The sequence below is a fragment of the Bacillus sp. EAC genome (assembly GCF_002156875.1).
Classification (GTDB): Bacteria; Bacillota; Bacilli; order Bacillales; family Bacillaceae_G; genus Gottfriedia.
Map to the genome: position 1 here is coordinate 100,085 of NZ_NCSY01000008.1, position 12,395 is coordinate 112,479.

The following is a 12,395-nucleotide window of genomic DNA, read 5'->3' on the forward strand; positions in this document are numbered from 1 at the left end:
TGAAACACTTAAAATGATATGAATTTGTTGGAATTTGGTAAATGTAACAGAAGTTTTGTTAGAATATGTCATTATATGAAGAAAATATTACAGGTAGATTACAATAGTAAAATTACGATAATTGTCTAATAATGTAACTCGTATAACCAAAGTCCTGGTTTTTCAGGGGCTTAACTTAAAAAAACACTAAAATTTTATTAGAAATTAATTAATTTTAGCTGTTTCTATTTGTAACGGAATTGTTAACTGTGCGTTAGGTAAGAAATTTATCGGTATGCTAGACTAAATCTCAGATGGACGAAGGAGAACTTAAAATGCTTTTTGATACACATGTACATTTAAACGCTGATCAATTTAAAGAAGACCTTGAAGAAGTTATCAAACGATCACTTGAAGCAGGAGTTGTTCATCAAGTAGTTGTTGGTTTTGATCGACCAACTATTACGAAAGCTATGGAATTAATAGAGCAATATGATTTTCTATATGCAGCGATTGGCTGGCATCCAGTTGATGCAATCGACGCAACTGAAGAAGATTTTGAATGGATTAAAGAGCTTTCTAAACATCCAAAAGTAGTAGCAATAGGCGAAACTGGATTAGATTATTACTGGGATAAGTCACCAAAGGAAATACAACAAGAAGTATTCCGCAGACAAATTCGCCTGGCGAAAGAGTGTGAATTACCAATCGTTATTCACAATCGTGACGCAACCGAAGATATTGTTACAATTTTAAAAGAAGAAAATGCATCAGAAGTAGGCGGCATAATGCACTGCTTCGGCGGAAGTGTGGAGACTGCAAAAGAATGTATCGATATGAACTTCTATATTTCTTTAGGAGGACCGGTTACATTTAAAAATGCAAAAAAACCAAAAGAAGTTGCGACTGAGATTCCGTTAGATAATCTGTTAATCGAAACGGACTGTCCATACTTAACTCCACATCCGCATAGAGGAAAAAGAAACGAACCTAGCTATGTATCACTTGTTGCTGATGAGATTGCACGTTTAAAAGGTATTTCAGTTGAAGAAGTTCAATTAAGAACATTTGAAAACGCATGTAAAATCTTTCAGATTAACAAATGATTTTATGAACTAGAGCGAATAGATTGGATTCGTCACAGTTCACGTATGAAGAGTTGAAGGATTTGTCGAAAAAAAACTCTTCTACTTCTAAATCTAGTAAACATACATTCAGTAGAGTAGAAGCACTAGTTAATAGGTTTGGAGCTAGTCAATCTTTTTTCTCAAAGTAAAGGAGGAGTAAATCGTGATAGACGCGAATAGGTTACTTTCTAGACTTGGGAGTAGTAAAAAACTAGCAGTACAACTTGCAGGAGCTTTAGTTTTCACTGGATCAGTAGGTACAGGAGCATATGAGGGACTTAAAGAACAAGTAACTCTTGAGGTAGACGGGAATGAACAGGTTATTCAAACACATGCAAACACTGTGGCTGAATTATTAAAAGAACAGAACTTAACAATAACGAATAATGATGAGATTTATCCTTCTGCTGATACAAAAATTTCAGATAAAATGGACGTCGTCATTCAACATGCAAAGTCTGTTAAATTTACAATTGATGGGCAAGAAAAAGTCATTATGACAACTGCTCAAACTGTCCAAGAATTATTAAAAGAACAAAAAATTAAAGTAAAACCCAATGATATTATCATGCCAGGGCCATCAACACCATTAAAAGAAAATGAAAATGTTACTTATGAGAAAGCTTTTCCAATAGTACTTAATGATGGTGGTGTACCTAAAAAAGTATTTTCAACTTCGACTACTGTCGCTGACTTTTTAGAAAAACAGCAAATTACATTAAATGAATATGATCGAGTTGAACCAGCGGTTGATGCAAAGGTTGAACAAAACGATACAGTTCGAGTGATACGCGTGGAAAAAGTCAACGATGTGGTGGAAGAATCATTAGATTACCGTGAAAAAGAAAAAGTGGATTCCTCAATGTATAAAGGGGAATCTGCAGTTATCACAGACGGTGTAAAAGGTCTTGTTAAACGTAACTTTGAATTGATCAAAGAAAACGGAAAAGTTGTTTCTAAAACACTTATTGATGAAACGATTTTAAAAGATCCTGTTGATCGAGTTGTTGCTGTCGGAACAAAATCAGTACCTTCTTCAAGTGCACTAGTTAAATCTAGCGCGCCTAAAGTAAATAGTAAGGTTAAAGAAATGTATGTAGAAGCAACTGCATATTCACCTTATGATGCTGGAATGAGTGGTACAACTGCAACTGGTATTAATATTCGTAAAAACCCTAATATGAAAATGATTGCGGTTGACCCGAATATTATTCCTCTTGGATCTAAAGTATGGGTAGAAGGCTATGGTGTTGCAATTGCTGGGGATACTGGCGGTGCAATAAAAGGTCGTAGAATTGATATTTTAATGCCTACAAAAGATGACTGTTTTGATTTTGGTCGTCGTACAGTGAAAATTCGTATTATAAGCTAATCTATTTAAAATAAATAGTTGAGATTGTAAAAGTAGAAGGATAAGTCCTTCTGCTTTTTTTTATACTATTTTTAACATGGTATGAAGTTTTTTTATCCTTATGGTATGATTACAATACTTGAATTGGTTGGAGGAACAAATGAAAATTAAAGAAATCATTGTCGTCGAAGGTAAAGATGATACAGCGGCAATAAAAAGAGCTGTTGATGCAGATACAATTGAAACAAGTGGATCTGCCATAAATAAGGAAACGTTACAATTAATTAAACATGCACAAGAGACAAGAGGGGTCATTGTATTTACTGATCCTGATTATCCTGGTCAACGTATACGATCAATTATTAAGGAAAATGTACCAGGTTGTAAACATGCTTTTTTACCAAAAGAAGAAGCGGTTCGTTCAGGTAAAAAAGGATTAGGTATTGAGCATGCGACAAGAGATTCGATTCGAAATGCCTTACTCCATGTTAAACAAGAATTTATCGAGGTTGAGTCTGAAATTACAAAAGAAGATTTAGTTGATGCGGGATTTATTGGGCATCCAAAGTCAAGCGAGAGACGAGATAAACTCGGTAAAATACTTAATATAGGATATACAAACGGAAAGCAGCTAGAGAAACGTCTACAAATGTTTCAAATTTCGAAAGAAGAGTTTGGGCAAGCTGTAAATAAAGTTTTAATGGAGGAAAAGTGATGAAGGATATTGCAACACCAAGTCGTACAAAGGAAATACTGGCAAAGTACGATTTCTTTTTTAAAAAAAGTTTTGGTCAAAATTTCTTGATTGATACAAATATACTAGAGAATATTGTAAGTTATGCTGACTTAACTGGAGAAAGTTGTGCAATTGAAATTGGTCCTGGGATTGGAGCTTTAACTGAACAAATTGCCAAACGTGCTAAAAAAGTTTTAGCATTTGAAATTGATAATCGACTAATACCGATTTTAGAAGATACATTGTCACCTTATGATAATATTCAAATTGTAAATGAAGATGTATTAAAAGCGGATGTAGAAAAAGCAATTGAAGAATATTTACCAAATGAAAAAGACATTATGGTGGTTGCCAATTTACCTTATTATGTGACGACACCAATTATTATGAAGTTATTAAAAGAGGGATTACCGATAAGAGGTATAGTCTGTATGCTTCAGAAGGAAGTTGCTGACCGCATTGCAGCTAAACCTGGAACAAAAGATTACGGATCACTTTCGATAGCAATCCAATTTTATACACATGCCTCAACAGTAATGACTGTACCTCGAACAGTATTTATGCCACAACCGAATGTTGATTCAGCTGTCATTAAGCTTGTGAAAAGAGATCAACCAGCAGCCGAGGTTATTGATGAAGCATTCTTTTTTGAAATTGTAAGAGCTAGTTTTGCACAACGTAGAAAAACGTTAAATAATAATTTGTTAAGTAATTTCTCACAACTGAAAAAAGATAAATCGATTCTTGAAACATGCCTAACAGAAGCTGGAATAGTAGGTACAAGAAGAGGCGAAACATTGTCCATACAGGAATTTGCTACGTTGAGTAATAGTCTATATAAGTATTTAAAATAACAAGTTTTTATAGGTAGAATCTAAACTTATTGATTAAATAAGTTTGGATTCTTTTTTTTGAGTCGATTTCAATAATTCAATCTAATCACCCTTTTCTAGGTCGATACATAATCTAAAAAAAGAGAGCAGAATCGTAGTGGGTACTTAAGTCATTTTGGAGGGGAAGGCATGAATATTAATATAGGAGATATCGTAGAGCGAGCATCTTATAAATATGACTTACTTTTTCGTGTAGTGGAGATAAAACAAAACGGTGATGAAGTAATTGCTATTTTATATGGTGACGATTTTCGTTTAATTGCTGATGCGCCTTTATCCGACCTGCGAGTGATTATAGAATCTGAGTATCGCGAAAAAGGTAGAAGATCTTCTGTAGAAATTGAACAGAATTACAAATTATTTAGAAGAGAGACGCTTGAACAAAAAGAAAAAAGAAGGTTTGAAGCAACAAACGGTTATCGAACTGACGTCAACTTATTTCAGATACCAGGTCGTGTACTTCATATAGATGGAGATCCACTTTATTTAAAAAAGTGTATTGAAATGTATAATAAAATGGGGGTACCTGTTGAAGGTATCTATTGTAAAGAAACAGAGCTACCAACAAAAATTGGGTATTATTTAGATCATTATCGTCCTGACATACTCGTTATTACAGGTCATGACGCATATACGAAAGCAAAAGGTGTAGTTACTGACTTAGATGCTTATCGACATTCAAAATACTTTGTTGATGCTGTAAAAGAAGCGAGAAGAAAAGTTCCATCATTGGATCATCTAGTTATTTTTGCTGGGGCATGCCAATCTCATTTTGAGGCGATTATTCGTGCTGGGGCAAATTTTGCTAGTTCACCAACTAGAGTCAATATCCATGCTTTAGATCCTGTCTACGTAGTCGGGAAAATAAGTTTCACATCATTTATGGATCGAGTGAATGTTTATGAGGTTGTGCGTAATACGATTACTGGAGAAAAAGGTCTAGGTGGGGTAGAGACAAAGGGAATACTAAGAACAGGATTGCCTTTTCAATCAATGGAAGAATAAAAATTTAGATTTTCTACATCAACGAGAACTCGTTAGTAGAAAATCTTTTTTTAATTTTCATACATAACTTTATGAATTATACAAATAATATATTGGACTTGAAAATTTTTATTGACAGGTATCTAGTCTCGTTGGTATAATTTTATGTTTTGTTGACGTAGTTTACATAATATGGTATACTTGTCAGAGTGAGGTGGTATGAAATGGCAAAGAAATTATCTGAAATAAAGGATACTTTAGATAGTCATGTTGGACAACGACTTACATTAAAAGCAAACAGCGGGCGCAGAAAAACTGTGGAACGCTCCGGTGTATTAGCAGAAACATATCCATCCATATTTGTAGTACAACTAGATCAAGAAGAGAACGCATTTGAACGCTTATCTTTTAGTTATGCAGATATTTTAACAGAAACAGTTGAATTGTTTTTCTGTGATGACCATACAAGTGAACTAATGGCGAACGGACAGTAGATTATCTACTGTCTCTTTTCTTTTTCTCTCTTTTCATTAAATAAAATTACATATATTACACATACTATGCGTGTCGAAGATGAAAAGGGGGTTGCTTTTTTTGGGTAGAAGAAGAGGCGTAATGTCAGAGAAGTTTAAAGAAGAGCTTGCAAAAGATCTTGGTTTCTATGACGTTGTTCAAAAAGAAGGCTGGGGAGGCATCCGAGCGAAGGATGCCGGGAACATGGTTAAAAGAGCAATCGAATTAGCTGAGTTACAATTATCAAATAAGCAACAGTAATGAATATTCACTTCGACAAAACCGAAGCAAGATGCTTCGGTTTTTTGTGACCTTTACAATCGAAAACCCAGCGAGAAATAGCACTTTCTAATGGTTACATTTTTCTTATGACTTAATTATGATACAATAGCAAAAAAAGTAGTGTTCATAAGAAGGTGAGAATAGTGAAGTTAATGGTGAAAGCTCCTGCGAAAATTAATCTTTCGTTGGATGTAGTAGGAAAAAGGAACGACGGATATCATGATGTGAAAATGATAATGACAACAATTGATTTAGCCGATCGAATCGAATTAGAGCTTCTTCAAGAGGATCGAATTATTGTTACGTCACATAATCGATATGTGCCTGATGACCAACGGAATTTAGCTTACCAAGCTGCTATCATATTAAAAGATATGTTCGGAGTTAAACAAGGAGCGCATATTTTTATTACTAAAAATATCCCTGTTGCTGCTGGTTTAGCAGGAGGAAGCTCAGATGCTGCAGCTGTTTTAAGAGGTTTAAATAAGCTTTGGAATCTAAATTGCACGTTAGATGAATTGGCTGAGATAGGATCGAAAATTGGTTCGGATGTTTCTTTTTGTGTTTATGGTGGAACAGCAATAGCAACTGGACGCGGTGAAAAAATTGAGCATATCGATGCGCCACCGCCGTGCTGGGTAATTCTAGCGAAACCAAGTCAAGGTGTTTCGACTGCGACGGTTTATCAAAAATTAAAACTAGATGATGTATCCCATCCAAATGTGGATAAAATGGTCCAAGCTATTTCTGAAAAGAAATATTACGACATTTGTTCTTCTTTAGGAAATGTATTAGAAACAGTTACTTTACAATTACATCCTGAAGTTGCAATGATTAAAGAACAAATGAAGCGTTTTGGAGCGGATGCAGTTTTAATGAGCGGAAGTGGACCGACGGTATTTGGTTTAGTAAGGCATGATTCAAGAATGAATCGTGTTTATAATGGATTAAAAGGTTTTTGTGACCAAGTTTATGCTGTTCGTATGCTTGGTGAACGTGAAAAACTTGATTAAAAACGAATATTATTATAAGATTTTGTTAAAATATTCGTGATTAGAGGTGCTCACATGAAAATTAGAAGAAGCTCTCGTCTTGTAGGTATGACCCATTATTTGTTGCATCATCCGCAACAGTTAGTATCATTAACTTTTTTTGCTGATTTGTATGCATCTGCAAAATCTTCAGTTAGTGAAGATTTAGGTATTATTAAGCAGACGTTTGAACAACAAGGAATTGGAACATTGATGACTGTGCCTGGAGCAGCGGGCGGAGTTAAATATATTCCTAGTATTAGCATTCAAGAAGTAAATAATTTAATTGAAGAGTTATGCGATTTACTTCAAAAACCAGACAGAGTATTGCCTGGTGGATATCTATATATGACAGACATACTAAGCAATCCTAACTATGTCAATAGTGTGGGACGTATGTTTGCATCGATTTTTGGTAAGAAAAAAGTGGATATTGTTATGACAATTGCAACTAAAGGAATACCACTTGCGTACGCAGTTGCAAATTATTTAAATGTACCAGTTGTTATCGTTCGTCAAGATAACAAAGTAACAGAAGGTTCAACTGTAAGTATTAATTATGTATCTGGTTCTTCAAAACGAATTCAGACGATGGCACTAACGAAAAGAAGCATTGAGGCCGGTTCAAATGTTTTAATCATCGATGACTTTATGAAAGCTGGCGGAACGATTACTGGCATGAAGAATTTATTAAAAGAATTCCAAGCAAACGTAGCTGGTATTGGTGTATTAGTAGAAGCCGTAAATATAGAAGAGCGATTAGTAGAAGATTATATCTCGCTTGTTAAATTATCAGAGGTAAATGAAAGAGAACAACTTATTCGAGTTGAAAAAGGTAATTTCCTAGAAGAATCATTTATTAAAACGGAATAGCACACAAATAATGTGTAAGCTAATTTCATAATAATAGAGGGGAAGAGTACATATGCAAATAATCCATACTGATCATGCACCAAAGGCAATTGGTCCATATTCCCAAGCAGTTATTGCTAATGGCCTATTATACACTTCAGGACAAATTCCTTTACGTGTAGATGGAACAATTGTTGAAGGCGGAATCGAAGAACAAACAAAACAAGTATTTGCTAACTTAAAAGCAGTTTTAGAAGAAGCAGGTACTGATTTAACGAAAGTAGTAAAAACAACTGTGTTCTTAAAAGACTTATCAACCTTCGTGAATTTCAATGGAATCTATGAGGAATTTTTCAATGAACACAAGCCAGCTAGAAGCTGTGTAGAGGTCGCAAAACTACCAAAAGATGTACTTGTAGAAATAGAATGTATAGCAATTGTTTAAAACCTGAAAATTTTTCAGGTTTTTTTTTGTAAATTCCTAAATTTTACATAAATATTTCCGATAAATTACTTGAGGCCTCTGATTTGATGAATTTTTTTAAAAATTAAATAAATTACATAAAAATTTTCCAAAAAGAAGGAAATTTTTGAAAATTGTTGAAACTAACTAGTATTGCTTAAAGATGAAAAAGGTGGTGAACAAGATGGAAGTGACAGACGTAAGACTACGCCGCGTAAACACGGAAGGTCGTATGAGAGCAATCGCATCAATCACTTTAGATCATGAATTTGTCGTTCATGATATTCGTGTAATTGATGGTAATAACGGTTTATTCGTAGCAATGCCAAGCAAACGTACTCCGGATGGAGAATTCCGTGATATCGCTCATCCGATTAACTCTTCAACTCGTAGCAAAATACAGGATTCTGTATTAGCTGAATATCACCGTGTAGGTGAGTTAGAAGAAGACTTTGAAGAAGCAGGTGCTTCTTAAAAATATGACCAAAAAGAACCCGTTAATGTATAATGGGTTCTTTTTTTATGGTATAATAACAAAGATGTAAATTTGATAAAAATTGTTAAAATTAGCATTTTAAGCTTTCTAGTATGGGTAGATAGATTGATGGAGGATGACTATGTCAAATAAATATGCGATTGTTCTAGCAGCAGGTAAGGGCACTAGAATGAAATCAAAATTATATAAAGTACTTCATCCTGTTTGTGGGAAACCAATGGTTCAGCATGTAGTCGATCATGTAAAATCAGTGGGCGTACATACTGTTGTAACTGTTGTTGGTCACGGAGCAGAATTAGTTAAAACACAATTGGGTGAAAATAGTGAATACGCTCTTCAAGCAGAGCAATTAGGAACTGCACATGCTGTAATTCAAGCAGCGCCACTTTTAAAGGATAAAGAAGGTACTACTTTAGTTATTTGTGGAGATACACCATTAATAACACCTGAAACAATTCAAGCCCTTTTTGAAGAGCATGAAAGATTGCAGGCAAAAGCTACCATTTTAACAGCTCACCTTGAGGATTCTACTGGTTATGGTAGAATAATTAGGAGCATAGATGGATCAGTACAAAGAATTGTTGAGCATAAGGATGCAACGCCTGATGAACTTACAATTCAAGAAATAAACACAGGCACATATTGCTTTGATAATAAAGCATTATTTGAAGTGTTAAATGATGTAAACAACGATAACTCACAAGGTGAATACTACTTACCCGACGTTATTGAACTACTAAAGGCTAAAGATGAAACTGTAGCCGCATACAAAACATCAAACTTTGATGAAACGTTAGGTGTTAACGATCGTTATGCCTTATCGTTTGCCGAAACACTAATGCGTAAAGAAATTAACAAGAAGCATATGCTAAATGGAGTAACAATTATTGATCCATTAAGCACTTATATTTCTGCTGATACTGTGATTGGCTCAGATACGATTCTTTACCCGGGCACGATGATTTATGGAAATAGTATTATTGGATCTGATTGTACAATTGGACCGAATACTGAAATCATCGATAGTGAAATTGGAAATGAAACAAGCATAAAACAATCAGTTGTACATGAGAGTAAAATTGGCGATTCAACGACTGTTGGACCATTTGCTCATATTCGTCCTGCAACGACATTAGGTAATGAAGTTCGTATTGGAAACTTCGTTGAAACAAAAAAAGTAACATTTGGTAATGGAAGTAAGGCTTCGCATTTGAGTTATATAGGTGATGCTGAAGTAGGTCAAGGTGTAAACATAGGCTGCGGTTCGATTACGGTAAACTATGATGGGAAAAATAAGTTTAAAACAATTATTGAAGATAATGTATTTGTTGGATGTAATTCGAACTTAATTGCTCCAGTTACAGTTAAAAAAGGTTCATATATTGCAGCTGGTTCAACGATTACAGATGAGGTTCCAGAAGATTCTCTTGCTATTGCAAGAGCAAGACAAGTGAACAAAGAAGGTTACTATAAAAATTAATTATAGATAAAAAGAAAAAAGCGGAGGGTACACGAAACATGCCTAATCAATATCCAGACAAGCATTTAAAAGTATTTACTCTTAATTCCAATCCTAAATTAGCAGAAGAAATTGCAAAGCATATTGGCGTAGAGCTTGGTAAATGTTCAGTTTCTCGTTTTAGCGACGGAGAAGTGCAAATTAATATAGAAGAAAGTATTCGTGGTTGTGATGTATTTATCATTCAATCGACTAGCTTCCCTGTAAATGAGAGTATTATGGAATTATTAATCATGATTGATGCGCTAAAACGTGCATCTGCTAAGACAATAAATCTAGTGATTCCTTACTATGGTTACGCTCGTCAAGATCGTAAAGCTCGTTCACGTGAGCCGATTACTTCTAAATTAGTTGCAAACCTACTTGAAACAGCAGGTTCTACTCGAGTAATTACTCTTGATTTGCATGCGCCACAAATTCAAGGATTCTTTGATATTCCAATCGATCATTTATTAGGTGTACCTATCCTTTCTGACTACTTTAGAAAAAAACAGCTTGAAGACATCGTAATTGTTTCTCCAGATCATGGTGGCGTAACAAGAGCTCGTAAAATGGCTGATCGTCTAAAAGCACCAATTGCAATCATTGATAAACGTCGTCCAAGACCAAATGTTTCGGAAGTTATGAATATCATTGGTAATATTGAGGGTAAAACTGCCATCTTAATTGATGACATTATTGATACAGCAGGAACAATTACACTTGCTGCCAACGCATTAGTTGAGCACGGTGCGAAAGATGTTTATGCTTGCTGTACACATCCTGTTTTGTCTGGACCAGCGATTGATCGTATTGAAAACTCTTGTATTAAAGAATTAGTTGTAACTAATTCAATTTGTCTTGCTGAAGAGAAGAAGACAGAAAAACTTGTAGAATTATCAGTTGCAGGCCTACTTGGTGAAGCAATTATTCGTGTATATGAAGAACAATCAGTAAGTACTTTATTTGATTAATAAAATTATATGGTATGATATCTTTAATTTAACGAAATGAGGACGTAGCCTGAAGTGGTTACGTCTTTTCGTAATATAACTGAGCGAATAGTAAAGTGTAAATAAGACAAATAAACGACTGGAGGGACACATGGATGAAAATGTTTGTCGGGTTAGGAAATCCTGGAAGAGAATATGAGAGAACAAGACATAATATAGGATTCATTGCGATTGATGAATTAGCTCACCGCTTTGGGATGCAATTGAACCAACAGAAATTTAATGGTGTATATTCATCTGGAATAGTAAATGGAGAAAAAGTTTTTTTAGTAAAGCCTCTTACATATATGAATTTATCTGGAGAATGCGTGAGACCCTTTATGGACTATTTTGGTGTGGAATTAGAAGACTTAATTGTACTTTATGATGAGATGGATATTCCAACAGGCAAATTACGTTTACGTACAAAAGGCAGTGCAGGTGGACATAATGGGATTAAATCTTTAATACAACATTTGGGGACACAAGAGTTTCAACGTATTCGTATTGGTGTGGACCGACCAAATGGTATGAGTGTAGTCAATCATGTACTTTCAAACTTTCATGAAGAGGAAGTAGCCGAAGTAGTAGATAGCGTCAAAAAAGCAGCAGATGCATGTGAATACTTTTTAAAACATCCATTTGTAGAAGTTATGAACCAATATAATAAAAAATAAGCTCAGCACTATTTTATTGTTTTTAGACAGAGAAGCCATGAAATACTGCGGAAAAATGAGAAGCAAAAGACCCCTGGACCATAAACGTGAAAGGACTTAGTTGTTTGTCCGCAGAAAAGAGTCGACTCTCGTGTATGTCAACAATATAGTTTAACAAAGCCAAAAAATAAAAAAACAGGAATTTAAGCCTCCGTATTGAATAAGTATAGTTAGTACAATCCATACTGTATATATGAATTTTTTGTTGTATGGAGGCATTATGGAATTATTAGAATGTCAATGTAGGTATTGTCAAAAATTAATAGGTAGATTTGAAAAACAGCAATTGCTACAGATTTCGTCTTATTATTGTCATTCATTTGATGCTGAATTAAGTGATTTTGTAAATTTTATTCAATCTCCTAACCAAGTTGTTCAAATAGTGTGTGAGGATTGCGAAATGGCTCTTACTGAATTTCCGCATTATCATCAATATAAGAATTTCATAAATTAAATTGCCTTTGGTTAGATACCTAAGGCGT

The 12,395-nt window shown here is 34.5% G+C and carries 15 protein-coding genes; all 15 read left to right on the plus strand.

The window, feature by feature from the left end:
- Window positions 1–314 precede the first annotated feature (314 nt).
- Complete coding sequence (locus tag B7R65_RS14595) at window positions 315–1,085, plus strand: TatD family hydrolase (protein WP_088043526.1); 771 nt, start codon at window positions 315–317, stop codon at window positions 1,083–1,085.
- Between the two features lie 184 nt (window positions 1,086–1,269).
- Window positions 1,270–2,478 (plus strand): G5 and 3D domain-containing protein, encoded by a 1,209-nt coding sequence (locus tag B7R65_RS14600; protein WP_256941333.1) that lies wholly within the window; start codon window positions 1,270–1,272, stop codon window positions 2,476–2,478.
- A gap of 139 nt (window positions 2,479–2,617) precedes the next feature.
- Window positions 2,618–3,172: a ribonuclease M5 gene (rnmV, locus tag B7R65_RS14605; protein WP_088043528.1), complete on the plus strand. Its 555-nt coding sequence runs from the start codon at window positions 2,618–2,620 to the stop codon at window positions 3,170–3,172.
- A complete protein-coding gene (gene rsmA, locus B7R65_RS14610) occupies window positions 3,172–4,047 on the plus strand; it encodes a 16S rRNA (adenine(1518)-N(6)/adenine(1519)-N(6))-dimethyltransferase RsmA (RefSeq protein WP_088043529.1) in 876 nt (291 codons plus the stop codon). The genes rnmV and rsmA overlap by 1 nt, the downstream gene beginning before the upstream one ends.
- A 168-nt stretch (window positions 4,048–4,215) precedes the next feature.
- On the plus strand, window positions 4,216–5,091 hold the full coding sequence (gene yabG / locus B7R65_RS14615) for a sporulation peptidase YabG (RefSeq protein WP_088043530.1): 876 nt from the start codon (window positions 4,216–4,218) through the stop codon (window positions 5,089–5,091).
- Window positions 5,092–5,294: 203 nt separating this feature from the next.
- Complete coding sequence (gene veg / locus B7R65_RS14620; RefSeq protein ID WP_088043531.1) at window positions 5,295–5,564, plus strand: biofilm formation stimulator Veg; 270 nt, start codon at window positions 5,295–5,297, stop codon at window positions 5,562–5,564.
- A 100-nt stretch (window positions 5,565–5,664) separates the two neighbouring features.
- Window positions 5,665–5,844, plus strand: coding sequence for a small, acid-soluble spore protein, alpha/beta type (locus B7R65_RS14625; RefSeq protein ID WP_088043532.1), 180 nt, complete (start codon window positions 5,665–5,667; stop codon window positions 5,842–5,844).
- 164 nt (window positions 5,845–6,008) lie between these two features.
- A complete protein-coding gene (ispE, locus tag B7R65_RS14630; RefSeq protein ID WP_088043533.1) occupies window positions 6,009–6,878 on the plus strand; it encodes a 4-(cytidine 5'-diphospho)-2-C-methyl-D-erythritol kinase in 870 nt (289 codons plus the stop codon).
- A 54-nt stretch (window positions 6,879–6,932) separates the two neighbouring features.
- Window positions 6,933–7,769, plus strand: a complete 837-nt coding sequence (gene purR / locus B7R65_RS14635) for a pur operon repressor (RefSeq protein ID WP_088043534.1) — start codon at window positions 6,933–6,935, stop codon at window positions 7,767–7,769.
- 52 nt (window positions 7,770–7,821) lie between these two features.
- Window positions 7,822–8,193, plus strand: coding sequence for a RidA family protein (locus B7R65_RS14640; protein WP_088043535.1), 372 nt, complete (start codon window positions 7,822–7,824; stop codon window positions 8,191–8,193).
- A gap of 202 nt (window positions 8,194–8,395) precedes the next feature.
- Window positions 8,396–8,686: a septation regulator SpoVG gene (gene spoVG / locus B7R65_RS14645; protein ID WP_056474486.1), complete on the plus strand. Its 291-nt coding sequence runs from the start codon at window positions 8,396–8,398 to the stop codon at window positions 8,684–8,686.
- Between the two features lie 142 nt (window positions 8,687–8,828).
- A complete protein-coding gene (gene glmU, locus B7R65_RS14650; RefSeq protein WP_088043536.1) occupies window positions 8,829–10,187 on the plus strand; it encodes a bifunctional UDP-N-acetylglucosamine diphosphorylase/glucosamine-1-phosphate N-acetyltransferase GlmU in 1,359 nt (452 codons plus the stop codon).
- Window positions 10,188–10,225: 38 nt separating this feature from the next.
- Complete coding sequence (locus B7R65_RS14655) at window positions 10,226–11,179, plus strand: ribose-phosphate diphosphokinase (RefSeq protein WP_088043537.1); 954 nt, start codon at window positions 10,226–10,228, stop codon at window positions 11,177–11,179.
- Between the two features lie 134 nt (window positions 11,180–11,313).
- A complete protein-coding gene (gene pth / locus B7R65_RS14660) occupies window positions 11,314–11,874 on the plus strand; it encodes an aminoacyl-tRNA hydrolase (RefSeq protein WP_088043538.1) in 561 nt (186 codons plus the stop codon).
- 259 nt (window positions 11,875–12,133) lie between these two features.
- Entirely contained in the window at window positions 12,134–12,367 is a 234-nt protein-coding gene (locus B7R65_RS22010) for an anti-sigma-F factor Fin (protein ID WP_179194886.1), read from the plus strand.
- The last annotated feature ends 28 nt before the right edge of the window (window positions 12,368–12,395 follow it).